Origin of the sequence: Vibrio sp. 10N.261.52.C2 (genome assembly GCF_041471425.1) — a bacterium.
Lineage (GTDB): Bacteria > Pseudomonadota > Gammaproteobacteria > Enterobacterales > Vibrionaceae > Vibrio > Vibrio crassostreae_C.
On the sequence record NZ_JBFROH010000015.1, the window covers coordinates 36,991 to 55,888 of the forward strand.

Annotated in this window: 16 protein-coding genes and 1 pseudogene; 16 read left to right on the forward strand and 1 reads right to left on the reverse strand. The window is 46.4% G+C overall.

Going from position 1 to position 18,898, the window contains the following annotated elements; genetic code table 11:
* Positions 1-157 precede the first annotated feature (157 nt).
* The 16 genes and pseudogenes from AB4307_RS05200 (at position 158) to rlmJ (ending at position 17,492) form a co-directional block, all read left to right on the forward strand.
* Positions 158-367, forward strand: coding sequence for a DUF3283 family protein (locus AB4307_RS05200; protein ID WP_008216860.1), 210 nt, complete (start codon positions 158-160; stop codon positions 365-367).
* Positions 368-463: 96 nt separating this feature from the next.
* The gene (locus AB4307_RS05205) at positions 464-1,180 is read left to right on the forward strand and encodes a YebC/PmpR family DNA-binding transcriptional regulator (protein WP_010432326.1); all 717 of its coding nucleotides are present in this window, start codon (positions 464-466) and stop codon (positions 1,178-1,180) included.
* A gap of 161 nt (positions 1,181-1,341) precedes the next feature.
* A pseudogene (locus AB4307_RS05210) lies at positions 1,342-1,506 on the forward strand (LysR family transcriptional regulator); the annotation flags it as partial.
* A 12-nt stretch (positions 1,507-1,518) separates the two neighbouring features.
* On the forward strand, positions 1,519-2,394 hold the full coding sequence (locus AB4307_RS05215; protein WP_372131333.1) for an NAD(P)-dependent oxidoreductase: 876 nt from the start codon (positions 1,519-1,521) through the stop codon (positions 2,392-2,394).
* 460 nt (positions 2,395-2,854) lie between these two features.
* Complete coding sequence (locus AB4307_RS05220; RefSeq protein WP_017065104.1) at positions 2,855-3,535, forward strand: hypothetical protein; 681 nt, start codon at positions 2,855-2,857, stop codon at positions 3,533-3,535.
* A 46-nt stretch (positions 3,536-3,581) separates the two neighbouring features.
* Positions 3,582-4,280 (forward strand): ABC transporter ATP-binding protein, encoded by a 699-nt coding sequence (locus AB4307_RS05225; protein ID WP_017067011.1) that lies wholly within the window; start codon positions 3,582-3,584, stop codon positions 4,278-4,280.
* Positions 4,268-5,557, forward strand: a complete 1,290-nt coding sequence (locus AB4307_RS05230; protein ID WP_372131335.1) for an ABC transporter permease — start codon at positions 4,268-4,270, stop codon at positions 5,555-5,557. The genes AB4307_RS05225 and AB4307_RS05230 overlap by 13 nt, the downstream gene beginning before the upstream one ends.
* On the forward strand, positions 5,550-6,332 hold the full coding sequence (locus AB4307_RS05235; RefSeq protein WP_372131337.1) for an outer membrane lipoprotein-sorting protein: 783 nt from the start codon (positions 5,550-5,552) through the stop codon (positions 6,330-6,332). Before AB4307_RS05230 ends, AB4307_RS05235 begins: the two co-directional genes overlap by 8 nt.
* Before the next feature lie 9 nt (positions 6,333-6,341).
* A complete protein-coding gene (locus AB4307_RS05240) occupies positions 6,342-7,634 on the forward strand; it encodes a hypothetical protein (RefSeq protein WP_372131339.1) in 1,293 nt (430 codons plus the stop codon).
* On the forward strand, positions 7,634-8,668 hold the full coding sequence (locus AB4307_RS05245) for a sensor histidine kinase (protein WP_102397968.1): 1,035 nt from the start codon (positions 7,634-7,636) through the stop codon (positions 8,666-8,668). The genes AB4307_RS05240 and AB4307_RS05245 overlap by 1 nt, the downstream gene beginning before the upstream one ends.
* Before the next feature lie 72 nt (positions 8,669-8,740).
* Positions 8,741-9,607, forward strand: a complete 867-nt coding sequence (locus tag AB4307_RS05250; RefSeq protein WP_372131341.1) for a LytR/AlgR family response regulator transcription factor — start codon at positions 8,741-8,743, stop codon at positions 9,605-9,607.
* A gap of 239 nt (positions 9,608-9,846) precedes the next feature.
* Complete coding sequence (locus tag AB4307_RS05255) at positions 9,847-12,621, forward strand: M16 family metallopeptidase (protein ID WP_372131343.1); 2,775 nt, start codon at positions 9,847-9,849, stop codon at positions 12,619-12,621.
* Positions 12,622-12,927: 306 nt separating this feature from the next.
* Positions 12,928-13,392, forward strand: a complete 465-nt coding sequence (locus AB4307_RS05260) for a hypothetical protein (RefSeq protein ID WP_372131388.1) — start codon at positions 12,928-12,930, stop codon at positions 13,390-13,392.
* A gap of 276 nt (positions 13,393-13,668) precedes the next feature.
* A complete protein-coding gene (gene secD, locus AB4307_RS05265; RefSeq protein ID WP_372131345.1) occupies positions 13,669-15,468 on the forward strand; it encodes a protein translocase subunit SecD in 1,800 nt (599 codons plus the stop codon).
* Between the two features lie 2 nt (positions 15,469-15,470).
* Entirely contained in the window at positions 15,471-16,424 is a 954-nt protein-coding gene (secF, locus tag AB4307_RS05270) for a protein translocase subunit SecF (protein ID WP_017061264.1), read from the forward strand.
* Positions 16,425-16,625: 201 nt separating this feature from the next.
* Entirely contained in the window at positions 16,626-17,492 is an 867-nt protein-coding gene (gene rlmJ / locus AB4307_RS05275) for a 23S rRNA (adenine(2030)-N(6))-methyltransferase RlmJ (RefSeq protein ID WP_372131347.1), read from the forward strand.
* Positions 17,493-17,790: 298 nt separating this feature from the next.
* Here rlmJ and AB4307_RS05280 read toward each other — a convergent pair whose 3' ends face one another.
* Positions 17,791-18,879 (reverse strand): alkene reductase, encoded by a 1,089-nt coding sequence (locus tag AB4307_RS05280; protein ID WP_136974008.1) that lies wholly within the window; start codon positions 18,877-18,879, stop codon positions 17,791-17,793.
* Positions 18,880-18,898 lie beyond the last annotated feature (19 nt).

Sequence of the window (18,898 nt, forward strand, 5' to 3'; positions counted from 1 at the left end):
ACTTCAGCCAAACACACTTTCCCAAACTAGCTTGACCTGCATCAGCGACTTGCTGCTTTCTCGTCCGACAACCCCCACTATTGCTCATAGTATTGGTTTTATGAGGCTGCTCTATGATATATTTCTCGGCCAAGTGTATTACAGACGAAGGCTAGCAATGTCTATCAACCTTTCACTCCTTCCACCCAGCGAGAAAAATAAAATCGAACTGGATAAGCAAGCATCGTTTCTTGTATGGAAACTGAAGCAAGCGAAATGTGGCCCTGAAGCCATTGTTGAAGAAGCAATGAAGCTAGGTGACCCAGATGAAAAGGTGTGGTTTGAACAGTCTGTAGAAAAATACAAACGGGTAATGGGTGTCGCATAAACGCAGACAAACCTTGCCCAGCAGTGCTGTAGAATTGAAATGACACAGTAATTTGCTAGAATTTGCACCGTTAATTGAATCAGAGAGAAGATCCCGATGGGAAGAAGTTTTGAAGTGCGCAAGGCCTCAATGGCGAAAACTGCAGGCGCAAAAATTAAAGTTTATTCTAAATACGGTAAAGAGATTTACGTACTGGCTAAGAACGGCAGCTCTGACCCAGACATGAACCTACCTCTTAAGCACCTGATTGCTAAAGCGAAGAAAGACCAAGTACCAGCACACGTTATCGAAAAAGCGATCGATAAAGCGAACGGCGGCGGCGGTGAAGACTTCCAACCAGCTCGCTACGAAGGTTTTGGCCCAGGTGGCACAAGCGTAATCGTTGACTGTCTAACTGACAACGGCAACCGTACTTTCCAAGACGTTCGCCAATGTTTCGTTAAGACTGGCGCGAAAATCGGTGTTGAAGGTACTGTTTCTCACATGTTCGCTCACCAAGCTGTATTCCAGTTCAAAGGCGAAGATGACGAGATCATCCTAGAAACGCTTATGATGGAAGACGTAGACGTGACTGACGTTGAGCTAGAAGACGGTGTAATCACTGTATTCGCTCCAACGACTGAGTTCTTCAAAACGAAGACTGCACTAAACACTGCGTTCCCAGAGCTAACGCTAGACGTTGAGGAAATCACTTTCGTTCCTCAAACAACTACGCCAGTAGCTGAAGAAGATTCTGAGAAATTCCAGAAGTTCTTAGACATGCTTGACGACTGTGATGACGTTCAGCAGGTTTACCACAACGCTGAGCTGTAATCTTTACAGTAACAACAGTTATTAAAAAACCGAGCCTAGTGCTCGGTTTTTTTATGAACGTTATACCTGATTTTCCTTGATCATCGTTCCATAATGTACGGCTGACAAAGCGTTCTCTGGTCGCGATTTATCGCTGAACTTCATTATATTGTTCGTCTTATCCCGACATGAATCTGATTTAAGTACTCCCTGAGTATCATCGGGGTGATCGCCAAGCGTATTTAGTGTACAAAGAAAGAAAATATCAGCCAAAGGCTTTGACCCTGCTTATTGATGCACTGATTGAGAGTGTTCGATCTTTTCATAGCGATGGTTTGGTCAAATAAAAGGAGAAAGAAATGAAAGTAAGTTTTATCGGGCTAGGCGTTATGGGTTTCCCAATGGCAGGCCATCTAGTCAAAGCCGGTTTTGAAGTAACGGTATTTAACCGCACTCACAGCAAAGCGCTAGGCTGGGCTGATAAACACCAAGGTAAAGCGGCTGAATCTGTGGCTGAGTGTGTAGCGGAAGCTGACGTGGTATTGGTTTGTGTGGGTAACGATGACGACGTACGCAGCATGACAACCAGCGAAACAGGCGCATTGGCAGCGATGAAGCCAAACGCGATTCTTGTCGATCACACTACAACATCTGCAGTCCTGTCTGAAGAGCTTGAAGTGGCTGCGAAGCAAGCAGGTATTCGCTTTATGGATGCACCTGTGTCTGGTGGTCAAGCGGGCGCAGAAAATGGCGTGCTAACCATCATGTGTGGTGGTGAACAAGCGTTATTTAATGACCTTCAACCTGTGTTCGAAGCTTACGGTAAGTCGTCAGTTCTTATGGGTAACGTCGGCCAAGGCCAACGTGCGAAAATGGTTAACCAGATCTGCATTGCAGGTGTATTGAACGGCTTATCTGAAGGCTTAGTGCTTGCTGAAAAATCAGGTTTGGATATCCAAACGCTAGTTGATTGCCTTAAAAACGGCGCTGCTGGCTCATGGCAGATGGAAAACCGTGCTACCACAATGGCACAAGACAAGTTCGATTTTGGCTTTGCAATTGATTGGATGATCAAAGACTTAGGTTTCTGTCTAGATGAAGCTGAGCGCCAAGGCATCCAGCTTCCACTGACTGAAAAGACCAACAACGCCTACAAGGCACTGTCTGCCGAAGGACAAGGCCGCATGGATACATCAGTATTGATGAAAGCCGTGGTTGAAGAGACAAAGAAGTAGAAAGATCGAAGTAATAGGAACTTCGTTTAGATAACTAAAAATAGCCGCGGATTAGCGGCTATTTTTTTGGTTTGAGCTCTGCCGAATGCGTTAATCCAAAATAAATCCCCTCCTAGCCTCCCCTTGATTCATATGTAGATCCCTTGCTGATCGTGGAGAGGGGAGGAATAGAACATCGATCGTTAAAAGTGTCGATGTATGTTCAGTGCTAAAGAAAGTTCTCCCCCTCTGCTAAAGATCTAGAGATATTGATGAACCCAGATTGAGGGGGAGTTAGAGGGGGAGGTAACTATGGCTAATTATGCGAATAGTGTTCGTCTAGTTCCTATAAGGTTGAGACCCCACTCACACCGCCTCTCAACCATTCACTCCTTATAATTACCATTCGTCGCATTGGTAAAACTGCACGACAAATTCTAGTTAACCTTTCAACGTCAACATTTGAAAGGGATTAGAAATCATGACTACTTCACACTCATTTAATTCAGGCTCTACAACTTCTGTGCTTAAGCGTTCATTGCTGATTGCTCTTGTTTCGTTTGCACCGTCGTTAGCTTTAGCGAACCCGAGTTCAGACGTGCTCGATATCTACAACCAAGCGGCGCAAGGCAATGAAGACTTGGTTGAGGTGGCTTATGAACGCCTTAATGACACGCTGCAACAAGACGGCGCTACGCCACTGACTTTAGTTTATTTAGGAAGCACAGAAACCCTGATGGGGCGTGATGCGTTCTTACCTTGGAACAAGATGAAGTATGTGGAGAGAGGCTTATCAACCATTGATAAATCACTGGTGCTGCTGAAAGACGAAGACCAACCAATTCATGAACAACCCCGTGTTCAAGGGCTGCCAGATTCTTACCTAACTCGCGCAATGGCCGCCGTTACTTACACCTCTCTGCCAGACATGTTTAATCATTTCGATCGTGGTTATGACCTGTTCCTCTCGCTATTGGCTGAAGATGCTTTCCAGCAACAGCATTTCGCTGTGACATCGTGGATTTACCGTTATGCGATTGAGGCATCGATTCGTGCTGAAGACCTAACGCAAGCACAAGCGTGGCTAGAGCAAATGGAAACGGCCGATGCCGACAACATCGAAACGATGACTGCGAAGGCCCTAATAGCGAAAGCGAAATAAAGGGCATGGAAGCTAAACAGTTGGTTAGTAATCAGAGGAAAACGGGATGATTGAATTTAAAGATATCGGCAAAGCATATGTCACAGGCGGTCAACGTGTTGATGCATTAAACGGGGTCGATGGCCATATCCAGCGCGGTGAAATGGTGGCGTTGTGTGGCCCGTCGGGTTCTGGAAAAAGCACACTTTTGAATATTCTTGGTTTGTTGGATATGAGCTATCGAGGACAGATCAATATTGATGGCCAACCGTATCCGACAGAGCAAATCGCCGCTGCACGCTTTCGCCGTCAGTCGTTGGGTTTTGTATTTCAGCGCTTCAATCTGGTTCCAGTGATGACGGCACTTGAGAACGTGGCCTACCCATTGATGTTGAACCAATGTTCGAAACAAGAACAGCAGACCAGAGCACAAGAGATGTTGGAGCGTGTTGGGCTAGGCGAATATGTACATCATCGCCCAGACAATCTTTCAGGCGGCCAGCAGCAACGTGTCGCGATAGCCAGAGCGCTAATCCACAACCCAAGCTTAGTCATTGCCGATGAGCCGACCGCTAGCTTAGACAGTCACACCGCCAACCTTGTGATCGACATTATGAAAGAGCTCGGCCATGAAATGGGCACCACCTTTATTGTCGCAACGCATGACCCAAGAATGGCGCAGCGTTGTGACCGAGTCATTGAACTTATCGATGGTCAACTGGCACTACAAGCCACAGCAATGGAGGCAATCTCATGGGCAAGTTAACACAAAGAATGAGCACTTTTTTGCTTCCTACCTCGGTGCGTTTGGCGTGGCTTAATTTATTGAGAAACGGTCGCCGTAGTCTGCTTTCGGTATTGATCATCGCAATTGCCGTATTTGCGCTGACCTCGGCTGGAGGTTATGGGCTTTATACCTATGAATCTCTGCGTGAATCGACCGCGCGCGATACTGGTCATCTTACTTTGAGTACGCCGGGATATTTTGAGCAAGATGAAGACATGCCGCTGAGCAATGGTCTAGACAATGTTCAAGCCCTAACCAAGAGCATTATTGGCGACAGCGACGTGCGTGGTGTGCAGCCTAGGGTCTATTTTAGCGGCTTGGTTTCTAACGGCAGCAAGTCGACCATCTTTATGGGAACGGGTGTTAATGAGCGTGAGTTCGACATGAAAGGTCCATTCCTTGATGTGCGCAGTGGTCAAACTCTCTCAGATGTGAAATCTCCCAGATACGACAGCCAAGAGCCACAAGTGATGCTGGGAACCGACCTTGCTCGCAACCTCAAAGTTGCGGTTGATGATTGGGTGACACTGCTCGCCACCACCAGTGATGGCGCATTGAACGCTTTTGATTTTAAGGTGCAGGGTATTTACTCGACAGGAGTGCCTGAGCTGGATAAGCGTCAGTTATACGTACACATCACCACTGCCCAAGAGCTTTTAGCGTCAGATAAAGTCAGCACCTTGTCGGTCTTTCTTTTTGAAACCAACAAGACTTCGACGGTTCAACAGCGCATCCAATTGGCTTTGGACAAGCAAGTTGGTCAACAGGGCTCAGATATTGAGCTCACCCCATGGCAAGGTCGCGCGTTCTTCTACACCAAGGTTAAAGACCTTTACGACCGTATCTTCGGCATCATGGGCGCAGTGATGGCATTGGTAGTGTTCGTATCTTTGTTTAACACCATGACCATGTCGGTGACGGAGCGAACTCGTGAGATTGGCACTTTGTCGGCACTTGGCAGTTACCCTTCTGAAATCGTGGCGGGTTTCTTAAAAGAGGCGGGATTGTTGGCTGTGATTGGCAGCGCGATCGGCGCGTTAGTGAGTGGCTTCGTGTCGGTGTTATTGCTGGTGGTGGATATCCAAATGCCACCACCTCCCGGCAGAACCGAGGGTTACCCACTCAACATTTACTTCTCATTGGAATTAGTTGGTTACGCCACTTTAGGTGTGTTGACGATATGTTTGCTAGCTGCTTATTTTTCTGCTCGCAAAGGCGTGAATAAGCCAATCACGGAGGCGCTGGTTTATGTATAAATTTACTCGTTCACTCACTGTTTTAGGTTCTGTATTGGTTTTGGTTCTAGCATCGACACCAAGCTGGGCAGTCGATTCACAACAAGTCACAGAGATGATCGCCAAGGCGGATAGCTATCGCTTGAACAGCGAACAGGCGTCTAAAGTGGTTTCTCTGGTGGCGCTATATCAAGACGAGCAACTGGACAAAACCCGTGAATACAACGTCTACACAAGACCAAATCGAGAGTCATTAGTGGTCTTTAAATCAGCCGTTGAGGCAGGTCAAAAGATGCTGATGATTGAAGATAACTATTGGCTGTTGATGCCGAAATCTCGTCGACCAATTCGTATTACACCGATGCAAAAGCTATTGGGTGAAGCCTCGGTAGGCGATATTTCAACGCTGACGTGGAGTGAAGATTACCAAGGTGAGTGGGTTGCCGAGCAACAAGTTGAGATGCCGACTGGCGAGACACTCGATACCCATCATTTAAAGCTCGCGGCGAAAACCAAGGGGGCGAGTTACCAGTCGATTGATCTGTGGTTAACAGCAGACCGTGCATTCCCAGTTAAAGCGGATCTGTATCTGCGTTCTGGAAAACTGGCGAAACAAGCTTGGTTTACTGAAGGCGTGCGTGATGGATTACCAACAGTGGTGTCGATGACCTTGCTCGATAAGATTCAGCCGAGTAAGAAAACCGTGATTGAGTACCGCGAGGTGAGTGAACAAGCCTTGGCTGACAAATACTACAACCCTGCTTACTTATCGCGTAACAGCGTGTCTGGGCTGTAGGTGAGCGTCATGAAAGCTTCCAATTGCCGATTCCACATAAAGCCTTCAATCGCTACTTTGCTTGCTTTGTCTTGTGTGAGTAACACGATTCAAGCGGACGACCTGAGCTTGGCGTGGGATTGGCAACTCAGTGCAGAAGTGATTGAATCGAGAGAGTCACCATTTAGCCCTTTAGCGTCTGATAATCGTCAGTCTTTAAATGGCTTGCTGGATCTAGAGGTTGGATATAACAATTGGCTTGGTCTGTTCGCAGTTAAAGCCAACGATATTTTGAGCAACGATCCACAGGGGAATGAGGCGAGCTTTGAATCGGAATTCATTGTGCGCGAGCTGTTTTGGCAAGGTGGTGTTGAACTGTCTAATTCAGCGTTCGGTGACCACTATCTTGATGTCACGCTTGGCAAGGTTCGTTTGGATTGGGGCGTGGGCTATGGCTATCGACCGTTAGACATCATCAAACCTTATCGACAAAACCCAGTGGGCATTGTCGCAGAAGAGGGCGCAGGTGTTGCCTCGGCGTCACTGTTCGATATGACGGGCGAATGGACACTGCTTTACAGCGATTCGTCATGGACTTCCCAAGACGTAAATGAATTCGAAAAGCAGAATCAGCAACAAGGCTTTGGGATACGTCGTTACAATCTGGTTGGCGACCACGAATATCAGTGGGTCGCTTATTACGACGATGTACGCCATGGCTTACTTGGGGCGAGTTTAGTGTCGGTGTTGAATCTCGCTTGGGAGTTTCATGGCTCGGTGGTTTATCAGCGACAAAGCCTTGGCTACAGTCAGCCGGATTCAATGCTTAAACCGGTTTATCTTGAAGAGCAGGGCGAGGCTTATCAAGCGTTAGCAGGATTAACATGGGCCAATGACACGGGCCATAATGTGGTGCTGGAATACTGGTTTGATAGCCGTGCTTGGAGTCATTCTGAGTGGCAAAGCGCGATAGAAAGTGCAGAGTCTTTGTCGGTTAATCCGATGACATCTTCGTTGGTAGGTTCTTATGCGCAAGGCTATCAGCACGCCAATTTGGTTCAACACAACATCATGTTTCATTGGTCTCTGGATTCGACACATGGCTGGCTTGAAGATATCACGCCAACATTCGATGTCACGTTGTCTCCTCAAGATGGCGGTTTTATTGCGACTCAGTGGCTCAATTATCAGGCTTTAGATAATGGCAATTCATCGTTGGATTTGGAACTTGCTGCACGCTTTCTAGGTGGTAAAAGTGATTCTGCTTACGCCAGTTTACCCGATAGTCATATGATTCTCTTAAATATCAAAGGACGATTTTAATGGACACTTCTTCAAACAGTCGATTTTCATGGATTAAGAGTTTCGCGTTCACCACGCTATTTTGTGTTCTTATTGCGATTACAACCCATACGATTTGGGGCGGCGGATTAACGGTTAACCTGGCAATCAGTTTTGGCTTTGGCTACAGCGCCGTGGGTTCTTCTTTCATCTTGGTGAAGTTGTTTAAGAGGACATCTCGAACGCTTGAGGTGGGTATCTCAATGGTGATCGCGATGACCTTTGGTACCTTGAACGCACACTATTGGTTGAACGGGTATTTCGGGGCTAATATCTCGGACCTTAAATCTGTAGTCTTGCTCGGTGTGATCTTCTGTTCGGTTTGCTATTACTATTTCTATACTCGGGAGCAGCAGTTACGTGCCGATAACGAATTGGAAGTGGCCAAGCGTCGTCAGGCCGACCAAGAAAAGGTGGTGGTGCTAAGCCAGCTTAAACAACTGCAAAGCCAAATTGAACCGCACTTCTTGTTCAACACGCTTGCGACCATCAATGTATTGATTGAGAGTGACAGCGCGAAAGCCAAGTTGATGCTCGAAAAACTGACTGACTTATTACGTGTAACTCTGAAAAACAGCCGCACCGAGCAATCGACCATCGCACAAGAGGTCGACTTGTTAGACGCTTATCTTAATATCCAAAAGATACGCTTGGGTGAGCGCTTAACGTTCTCGATTGAAACACACGAGATTAGCGATTTGCAGGTGATTCCACCGTTCTTGATTCAACCTTTGGTCGAGAATGCACTCACGCACGGCATCGAGCCCAAAGCCGCTGGTGGCCAAGTGAATATTCGTATTACTCAACAAGCACAGCAGCTAAAAATTGAAGTGGCTGATAATGGCGCTGGGTTGAAAACGCCTTCTGCGAATACGGGGCACGGTGTTGGGTTAAGCAATATTCGTCAAAGAATCGAAACCCTGTATGGTGATAAGGCGAGCCTAACGATTACTGAGCACGCTGAAGGCGGGGTAGTCTCGACGATCTTGTTACCGTTGACTGAGGCAGCCGCCTAGAATTACAGATCAGAAAACACCGAACAGTGACGCAAAATAGACGATTTACAGTGTGAATTTAAAGGACTAACCATGAACAACCCAACAGTACAGCCGAGCGTAACGGCGATAATCGCAGACGATGAAGCACTGTTAAGGCACCACTTAGACAAGAGCCTTGCTGAGGTTTGGCCGGAGTTAGAAATCGTCAGTAAAGCACAAAACGGTTTGGAGGCGATGGAGAGTATTCAGCAGCTTAAGCCCGACGTGGCTTTTCTCGATATTCGTATGCCGGAACTGGATGGTATCTCTCTGGCGAAACAACTCAACAAGTTAGATTCACCGCCATTGATTGTGTTTATCACGGCTTATGACGAATACGCGGTCAAAGCTTTTGATCACAATGCGATGGACTACCTGCTTAAGCCAATCAATGAAGAGCGTTTACTGGCCACATGTCAGAAAGTGCAAGCGCGTCTGTCGAGCAATCAAACACAAACAGGTACCACGCCAGAACAGCCCGATATCACGGCGTTAATGGCTCAGCTTCAACAACTATCCCAGTCGACGTCACAGCAAACGCAGCCTCCTTATCTATCGCAGCCCCTTTATCAACAGCAGAAGAAACATCTAACGTGGCTCAAGGCTAGCGTTGGAGAAGACATTCACCTAATCGCAGTCGATGATGTGGCTTACTTCAAAGCGGAAGACAAGTACGTGTCTATATTTAAGAAGGGTCAAGGGGGATCGCTAGAGGAGTATATTCTTCGCGTGTCGCTAAAAGAGTTGATAGCGCAACTCAATCCTGATGAGTTTTGGCAAATCCACCGTTCAGTGGTAGTGAAAGTTTCCGCCATTGATAAGGTGAAGAAAGGACTCTCTGGCAAGATGTCGGCGTATGTGTCAGGGGAAAAGCTACCGATCAGCCGTGCCTCGCAAGCGTTGTTTAAGGGTATGTAGAGAACTGGCTGAAATTTATGTAGCTTATTGATTTTAAATAGATGTAGTTAGCGAGTCTAAAATCGATGTATTAGGCTCTTATCAAAACACCACTTTAAATGAGCACAGCGATCTTACATAACGATTTATGATTTATAAAATAAAGATCTAGATCACAAAGATACTCATCAGGTTCAATATTAAATAATAATCGTTAGCTCAATCTGTATATTGTCGATGAATGACATTAAGAGGTTGTTATGAAAACATATTATTTAGCGACGGCTCTATGCCTCACCTTAGTTGGCTGTAGCTCAACATCAAAAACTACCGAAACGCCAATCCAGCCGGATCCGGCATGGACTTCAGGCCAACTAGAAAATGGCCTTACTTATCATGTTTATCAAGATCATGAAGAATCCGTATCTGTTCGTTTAGTCGTGCACGCCGGTTCGATTCAAGAGACTTCTCAACAAGAAGGCTACGCGCACTTCTTGGAACACATGGCATTCAATGGCAGTAAAAACTTCTCTCAGAACGATGTGATTCGTCTATTCGAAGACGCAGGCGCTAGCTTTGGTGCTGATATTAATGCCTACACTTCTTATGAAGAGACGGTCTACCAGTTAGATTTGCCAGATAACATCCAATTGCAGTCTGCTTTGACGTGGATGCGTGACATTGGTGATGGCCTGGATCTATCAAGTTCAGAAGTCGAAAAAGAAAAAGGCGTGGTTCTTGGTGAGTTCCGTATGGCTCGCCTCGATGATAAGTCATTCGGAGATATATATTATGATTACTTCGTTGAAGGCGGCCCGTATGAATCGCAAGATGCATTAGGGACTAAATCGTCGATCGTGAATGCTACTCCTCAAGGCATCAGCAACTTTTATCAGACTTGGTATCAACCTCAAATAGTTGAGCTGGTCGTTTCTGGTGATGTGGACATCAAAACCGTGATTCCACTCATTGAAGAAAAGTTTTCTAGCTGGGAACGTGGCGACACGCCGAGACCAGATAAACAGAAAGTGACCTCATTCAATGAAGATGATTATGTTGAGTACGCAGGAAGAGAAGCGCCAAGCATCACTCTGACGTTTAACCGAGGTTTAAATAGAGTTGAAAATCATGCTCAGCAGAACCAACGCAGGTTAGATGAAACCTCTCAACAATTGATTCGACAGCGATTAGAAGCGGTGTTCAATGATGCCGCGCTGCCGACTCAATGGATAGCGTCTGATAGCTATCGAATGGGTTCTCTGTACTATTCGTCAATAAGTGTTGGGTTTCCGACTGGAGGCCGCGAAGTTATCCAAAAAGATCTGCTTTCTACATTGGCATCACTGCGTGATTTTGGTGTTTCGGAAACGGATATTGTTGGTGAACTGCACTACTACCAAGACTTGCTGGATAACATTGAGCATGACTGGGATAAAATGGACAGCGTTGAACACGCGAATTACAAAGTGAGCAGGTTAGTCACTGATCGAATTGTCCAATCACAGAAAGACTATCAAGTCAGCTTGGAAGCTTTCATTGATAACTTGAGCCTTGAAGTGATTAACGACAACATCAAGAATCTACTTTCTGATGATTACTTTATTGTTATTGGGATGGACGACAATGAAGACAGAACTGCGGTCATCAACTCTCTAGATAGCTTAAAAACCACGTATAGCGAGGCGGGAATTCCGCCGCTTGCGATTGGAACAGCCAGTGCCTTTGCTGTACCTAGCTCGCAAGGCGAGGTTGTGCTTGCTGAACAAATGTCTATTGACCCATACATCCAAAAGTGGACGTTAAGTAATGGTATCGATATGTGGTACTTGCGTGATTATGTGGCAGGTGATGATGTCGGTGTAATGTATATGAGCCTTGGCGGAAAAGCCGCTTTGGATCCGAGCTTGTACCCAGCGGTTGAGGTCGCATTACCTACTTTCGCTCGAAGCGGTGCCGGTGAGTTTACGGGCTCTGAGCTTTTAGCGTACTTTGATCGTGAAGATATTAGAGCTGATTCCTTTATTGGCAACACTCGCCATGGTGTTGAATTTAGTATTAACAAAGATGGGCTCAAAGATACGTTTGCTGCGCTTTATACCTTCATAACTGCGCCTAAAATTGTTCCCGAGCAGTTAGAGGCAGTGAAACAGGAGTTTGTACAAGGTCAAGAATCTTTCTTGAGCAGCCCTGTCGGTCAGTTTGAGCGCGCAAGAAACCAGAATATCTATCGTCAAGACAGTGGCCACCTCTTTGTTGATAAAGAACGTGTTGAAGCGGTTTCTGTGGAAGACGTCGCTAATCTTCATCAGCAATTGTTTGGTCAAATGAGGCATAACCAATTGGTGATCGTGGGTGACATCGACCCAAGTGAATTAAAGCCTTTGGTTGAGCAATACTTGGCTTCGATTCCATTAGAAAAAGCTGAGGTTCCTGAATTTAAGGTGGCTTACAAGCAGCCATCTGAATCACGCATTGATTTAGCGATCAACAATGTGAATAGTGCAGAGTACATCCTACGAGTTATCTCTGAACCTGAAGCCGAAACCGACCAAGGCGTAACGGCAAAAGATATCTTCACGGAAAACTTGCTAGAACGACTGCTGGCGGCTCGTTTAGATGCTTATATTCGTGAAGAGTTGAGCTTAGATTACTCGCCATATACGTATTCATCATCCGCAGATAGTGAGCTGAGTGGTGAGTGGGTTATCGGGGCGATGGTAGCGCCGGAGAACGTTGACCAAGTCGAAGTGGCGATCGATAAAGTGATTGCAGACCTTTTACAAGGCGTCTCTGAAAAGGAAATGCACGCAGTCGTGAAACAGTTTGAAGCGGACTTCACGCCTCTCGAGATGAGCTCTATTGACCAAGCATGGTACCTGTCTCGTTATTTACTTCATGGTTACGATATCGAAGCTTTGTCTCAAGTTGAGCGAGTGGCGAGGTCGATTACTGCGGAAGACATGAATCAACTTGTCCAACGCATCTTTGGTGAAGATAGCCGTAAGGTTAAGAACATCATGCGTCCTAAAGCCTAAAGCCTAAAGCCTAAAGCCTAAAGCCTAAAGCTTGAAACCAACAGAAAGAGACAACTCAAAGCCAAGCGAGCACCGCTTGGCTTTCTTGTTTTCCCACCATTCATAACGTCTATGCCTCACCTGTTGTTAAGCCGTTTTAGATCTATGTAAATCTAAATTTTGAGATCGCTTAATCGGTTGCATCGTATCATTTTCTAAAAAAATGTTTTAAATCAAGACAGCGTTTCATTTGTATTGTAGATTGACGATCTACGAGAATGTTGTTTGGATATTAGATTGCTTAAACTGGGTACCCGATTAGTCTTAATGTTGTTTTTACTGAGCTTTGGCTTAGTGAATTCTAACGGCTATTCGTTTCCTTCTAAGCCATTTCAAATATACTCGGCTCAAGAGCAATCTTCACAGAATGATCTTTGTAAACAATCTGATACGGATAATCCGTCGAGCTACTTAGAGTGCGATAAGGCTCAGTTTGGCACCGTGCCTTCTGGTGACAGTTCTAACTATCACGACACCGAATCAAGCCTTCAAGCAGCAAACTTCAGACGTATGCTCAGTAACGAGCAAGAAAGCGTGGCCGATCTTGAGCCTGCTTATCATCTACTGATTGACTTCTCTCCCCCCTCAATACTGGCTTCCCTGCTCTTCAACACGCCGTTGTTGGATTCCAAGCTGCACTGGACCAGTATTGTGAGTTCTCCGTCTTCCCGGCTTTCGGGGTGGAAAGAGGGCAACATCCAATACTCGCATTTCCGAGAACTCCTTAGCTAATCGTTTGACCCTAAATTGGTCGTATCGATGGTCGCCTAGTGCCCATTGAACTCGCCAGTTAACCAAGACAAACATAGCGACATCAGCTTTAGCATCACTATCTTTCAATCAGCTTGTTCTGGTCGTGATTAGCCATCGCTCGTGTTCGCAAAATATTAGACATACCAATCGTAGTAAATAACTGGTCACCCTAGCTGGTTAAAATGCTCGATCACTGCTTTTTTCTGGTGCTATTTTTGAGCACGTATTTACGGTGATTGGTAGAAAGAAGAGATCTTGACTGTGAAAAAACGCATTCAAAGAAAACAAATTAACCACTACTCAAAGTGGAAATACGCGGTGCTTATCGCCACCATTATCATCATGGTTCTGAGTGCTTTACCTTCTTGGTATGGCGAGAATGCGTCGGTTCAAATTAACAACCGTTCTGAACAGACCATCGATGCTAGCCAAATTACCCAATACCTTGCGAGCGAAGGCATTCAAGCCAAATCGGCATTTCAAAAAGACCAACGTTTAGTCGTAATCTTGGAAGACGCAGAACAACAAGCGAAGGCTAAAGAGGTGCTGAATGAGCGCCTATTGGACAACGCGACGGTTGCGCTAGCGATGGAGCCAGCAGCTCCGAAATGGCTGACTGACATGGGCTTCGCACCGATTCAGCTAGGCCTTGACTTACGTGGTGGTGTGCAGTTCCTGTTAGAAGTGGACATGGAACCGGTTTACCACGCCCAAGCGCAATCTGTGGTCGACGAGGTGACCAGTCAGGTGCGTTATGCCCGCGGTAAAGTGGTGAACAACCAAGTTCAGTTTGATTTCCGTACCGACGCCGATTTCGAAAAAGCCCAGAAGCTGATTCGTCAAGAGTTCCCACAATGGCTACGTAACCGCTCAGACAAGTCGCTAACGTTAACTCAGTCTGAAGAAGAGCAAAGAACGCTACGCAACCTTACGGTTCAACAAAACCTGCAAATCATGCGCAGCCGTATTGAAGAGCTAGGCATCACGGAGGCATCGATTCAACGCCAAGGTGAAAGCCGTATCCGTATCGAGTTGCCGGGTGTACAAGACCCTGCTGCAGCGAAAGACGTGATTGGTGCAACGGCATCATTGGCGTTCTATTCGGTGTACGACAATGCCACTCGCAGTACTCAAACCCTGAAAGATTCAGACGGCAACCGTGTGGTAGTCGACCGCAAGGCTGTGTTGAGTGGCGAACACATTATTGATGCTCGCAGTGGCATTGGTGAGATGGGCAGTGCAGAAGTCAACATTACGCTGGATTCTTCTGGTGGTAAGAAAATGTCCGAGTTCTCACGTCATAACATCGGTAAGCCAATGGCAACGGTGTACAGCGAATACAGCCGTGATAGAGCGGGCAACAGCAAGCAAGACAGTGAAGTGATTAGTGTGGCAAACATCCAATCTCAACTGGGTAGCCGCTTCAGAATCACTGGCGCAGGCAGTTTGGCAGACGCACAAGAGCTTGCTCTATTGCTACGTGCCGGTTCATTAACAGCGCCTGTTACCATCATTGAAGAGCGTACTATTGGCCCATCTCTGGGTGCTGAAAACGTAACGAATGGCTTTGCTGCTTTGGCTCTTGGCCTTGGTCTGACTCTCACGTTTATGGCGCTATGGTACCGCCGCCTTGGTTGGGTCGCGAACTGTGCATTGGTAGTTAACATGACCACGTTGTTTGGTTTGATTGCCTTGCTACCGGGTGCGGTGTTAACTCTGCCGGGTATTGCGGGCTTGGTACTGACCGTCGGTATGGCGGTAGACACTAACGTGCTTATCTTCGAGCGTATTCGAGACAAGATGAAAGAAGGGCGCAGCTTTGCTAGCTCTATCGATCGTGGTTTCGATAGCGCATTCTCGTCAATTTTCGATGCTAACGTCACCACCATGATCGTTGCTGTGGCTCTATACACCATTGGTAATGGACCGATTCAGGGCTTCGCTCTAACTCTAGGCTTAGGTCTTCTAACCAGTATGTTCACGGGCATTTTTGCTTCACGAGCGATCATCAATTTGGTTTGGGGGCGTGACCAACGCCACGATGTAAGGATTTAAGCATGAGTACTTCAAAAATGACTATTTCAGACCGCTATTTTTCAAATAGCTATATTTCGGATAAGAATATGACTCGCCTTCGTAAGGTGATGTCTGCGATATCTATTGTGCTGTTCATGAGCTCTGTGATGCTGGTGGCGGTGAAAGGTTTTAACTGGGGCTTGGACTTCACAGGTGGTGTGGTTGCCGAGGTTCAGCTCTCTGATCAAGTCACCAAAGATGCGTTAAAAACAAAACTTGATACAGCTTTCCAACAAGACGTGCAAGTGGTTGGTATGGCAGAACAGGATCGCTGGACAATCCGTTATAGCCAACTGACAGACGCTCCACAGCCAAACTTAGTGGATGCTTTGTCTTCTGTCAGCGACCAAGTAAAAGTGCTTAACAGCAGCGTGGTTGGCCCTCAAGTCGGTCAAGACATGGTTGACCAAGGTGGCTTAGCGGTATTGGTGTGTTTCCTAATGATCATGCTGTACCTGAGTGTACGTTTTGAATGGCGTTTAGCACTCGGCGCCCTAGCCGCAATCATCTATGACGTGACGCTTATCTTGGGTCTGTTCGCTTTTACTCAGTTCGAGTTCAACCTGACTGTGTTAGCGGCTGTGTTGGCGATTTTAGGTTATTCATTGAATGACTCGATCATCATTGCCGACCGTGTTCGTGAAATGCTGCGTGGTAATCCAAATGGTGACACTGATAACCTGCTTAACGAATCGGTTAAAGCGACCTTCTCACGCACCATGGTGACCTCAGGTACAACCCTAATCACCGTATCTGCGCTTTGGCTACTTGGCGGTGCGGCACTTCAAGGGTTCGCGATTGCACTGGTTGTAGGTATTGTCAGTGGTACGTGGTCTTCAGTTTCAGTAGGTATCACACTGCCTAAGTTACTTGGCCTACAGCCTTGTCACTACCAAGTGAAAGCGCCGGTAGAAGTTGAGGGTGAGTACCCTTAGGCTCTCTATTGGTTAACAGTACGACTTAGTCAGTAACGTCAACAAAGCCCTTCGTTTATAACAAAACGAGGGGCTTTATTTTTTATAAGAGTCAGACAGTTACAGAAAAGAGAGCCTATTTCAAAAAACGATGGATTGAGCAGGCAAGCCCTCATGATATGAAGTATGTTTAGATGACGTTCGTAGAAATGAGGCAAGGGAATGGAATATCGACATCAATGTCATGTAGGCGACCATGGTGATGCGCTAAAGCATCCAGTATTGAGTGCACTTGTTCAGTCATTAATGCAGCAACATTCACGCCTCAATGTTATCGACACCCACTCTGGTACAGGGTGTTATGACCTCAACACTGCACCAAGTAATCATGCTGGTGAGTTTGCTGAAGGGGTTGGGTACTTGTGGCGAAACAAGGCTTATCTTCCTCCGGCATTCGCTTCTTTTATGTCGGTGCTGGAATACTACAATCCGAACCAACTTATCTCTCTCTATCCGGGTTCTGCAGCCATCACCTACCAACAAGGCCGCAGCCAAGATAGCTTCTATTTTTCAGACATTCAGCAAGATGAAGCCGACTTATTACAAACCAACATTGAGAAGCTGCAACGCGATCTTGATGTTTCAAGTAAGCTCACCATTACCGCTGGCGATGGCTTGAAAGCACTGCCTGACGACATAGCAAAACACGACAACCATCACCTGATTGTTATCGACCCGCCCTATGAAACCGATTCTGAATATCTCGCGGTGATCGATGCCTTGGTTAAGGCGTATCAGCAGTCTGAGAAGGTATCAGCATTAATTTGGTACCCGCTTTACACGGATGATAAGAGCTCACTGATTTTGAACCACTGCGTGACAGCGGTAAAAGATGGCTTGCTACCAAGTCCGATCAAGTCCGAACTTCGCCTTAGAGAGCCCAAGGGTGATGATCGCCTGATCGGCAGTGGTTTGCTGTTGTTCAATCCACCACAAGGCATTACGGGAACGGTCGCAGATACGCTCGATTATTTACACAGCCAACTCGCCACTAATGGTGAAGGCTACTGGCAAATGAGAAGCTTATAGATCTGATTTTTATGGGTTTTATGATGGTTTTCTAGACATCACTAACCAAACCACTGTTATCTATGTGGTTTAAATTGACCAAACGCTAACTTTTATCGATTGATTAATTGCAGTGAATCATTTAAAAATAGAATATCAATGCGCACAAGTGCATAATGGCTCATAAGTTAAATAATTAGTCCCAGATTAATATCAGATTGTGGTTTACCCCCTAAACTGCATTAGGCTCGCACTAGTCATGCGAGCCTTTCTTTTGCCTGAAGGAAAATCTAAGGCAGTTCTATCAATTTAAGATTCACTACAACACTGGATAATCGATGTAGCCTTTTTCGTTGCCGCCGAACAGAGTGGCGCCATCAAGTTCTGATAGTTCGCTGCCGTTTTGTAGGCGTGAAACTAGATCTGGGTTAGCAACGAATGGGCGACCAAATGCGACGAGATCGGCGTAGCCTTTGCTTAGTACTTCTTCGGCGCGTTGTGGTGTGTAGCTGCCGGCAACGATGATGGTGTTAGAGAACAAGGCTCTTAGTTCGACACGGAAGCTTTCAGGGATAACTGGAGCATCATCCCAGTCGGCTTCTGATAGGTGCAGGTAAGCGATGTCTCGATCTTGAAGTGCCTTCGATGCCTCTAAAATCGTTGGTACGATATCTGGGCAGTTCATGTCTTTGAAGGTGATGAACGGCGCCAAGCGCACACCTACTTTATCGGCACCTATCTCTTCAATCACAGCATCAACCACTTCGATTAGGAAGCGAAGTCGGTTCTCGCGGCTACCGCCGTAGTTGTCGGTGCGTTTGTTTGAGTTGGTTCTTAGGAACTGATCAATCAGGTAGCCATTGCCACCGTGTATTTCCACTCCGTTGAACCCTGCCTCGACTGCTTTTTTCGCTGAGTTAGCAAAATCTTGAACAACACGATCGATGTCTGCTTGGGTCATCTCTCTTGGTTGGATGCAATCCACCATGTTGCCGTTACCATTCTCATCAGAGATCCAAACTTGCGTTTCTATTGGAGCTAATGCAGAAGGTGCAATCGGTAACTCGCCTTTTTGAAAGGTAGGGTGTGATACTCGGCCTACATGCCATAGCTGGCAGAATATCGCGGCACCTTGTGCTTTTGCTGCTGTTGTTACTGACTTCCAACCTTCGATTTGTGCATCGGTATAAACGCCGGGTGTGAATGAGTAACCTTGAGAGTCATCAGAGATCTGCGTTGCTTCCGTGATGATCAGCCCTGCACTTGCGCGTTGTTGGTAATAGGTTGCCATCATGTCGTTTGGCACGTTTCCAGGTTGGCTAGTACGAGCGCGTGTCATGGGTGCCATAACCACGCGGTTTTGTAGTGCTAGGCCTTTCAGTTCTGATGCTTCGAATAATTTGTTCATGGTTTCTACCTTGTTTTAA

Excerpts from the sequence above, each read along its gene's own strand:
- AB4307_RS05215 (WP_372131333.1), top strand. The coding sequence starts at position 1,519 with ATGAAAGTAAGTTTTATCGGGCTAGGCGTTATGGGTTTCCCAATGGCA.
- AB4307_RS05260 (WP_372131388.1), top strand. The coding sequence starts at position 12,928 with ATGTTGTTTTTACTGAGCTTTGGCTTAGTGAATTCTAACGGCTATTCG.
- rlmJ (WP_372131347.1), top strand. The coding sequence starts at position 16,626 with ATGGAATATCGACATCAATGTCATGTAGGCGACCATGGTGATGCGCTA.
- secF (WP_017061264.1), top strand. The coding sequence starts at position 15,471 with ATGAGTACTTCAAAAATGACTATTTCAGACCGCTATTTTTCAAATAGC.
- AB4307_RS05250 (WP_372131341.1), top strand. The coding sequence starts at position 8,741 with ATGAACAACCCAACAGTACAGCCGAGCGTAACGGCGATAATCGCAGAC.
- AB4307_RS05200 (WP_008216860.1), top strand. The coding sequence starts at position 158 with ATGTCTATCAACCTTTCACTCCTTCCACCCAGCGAGAAAAATAAAATC.
- AB4307_RS05205 (WP_010432326.1), top strand. The coding sequence starts at position 464 with ATGGGAAGAAGTTTTGAAGTGCGCAAGGCCTCAATGGCGAAAACTGCA.
- AB4307_RS05230 (WP_372131335.1), top strand. The coding sequence starts at position 4,268 with ATGGGCAAGTTAACACAAAGAATGAGCACTTTTTTGCTTCCTACCTCG.
- AB4307_RS05225 (WP_017067011.1), top strand. The coding sequence starts at position 3,582 with ATGATTGAATTTAAAGATATCGGCAAAGCATATGTCACAGGCGGTCAA.
- AB4307_RS05280 (WP_136974008.1), bottom strand. The coding sequence starts at position 18,879 with ATGAACAAATTATTCGAAGCATCAGAACTGAAAGGCCTAGCACTACAA.
- AB4307_RS05240 (WP_372131339.1), top strand. The coding sequence starts at position 6,342 with ATGAAAGCTTCCAATTGCCGATTCCACATAAAGCCTTCAATCGCTACT.
- AB4307_RS05220 (WP_017065104.1), top strand. The coding sequence starts at position 2,855 with ATGACTACTTCACACTCATTTAATTCAGGCTCTACAACTTCTGTGCTT.
- AB4307_RS05235 (WP_372131337.1), top strand. The coding sequence starts at position 5,550 with ATGTATAAATTTACTCGTTCACTCACTGTTTTAGGTTCTGTATTGGTT.
- AB4307_RS05255 (WP_372131343.1), top strand. The coding sequence starts at position 9,847 with ATGAAAACATATTATTTAGCGACGGCTCTATGCCTCACCTTAGTTGGC.
- AB4307_RS05245 (WP_102397968.1), top strand. The coding sequence starts at position 7,634 with ATGGACACTTCTTCAAACAGTCGATTTTCATGGATTAAGAGTTTCGCG.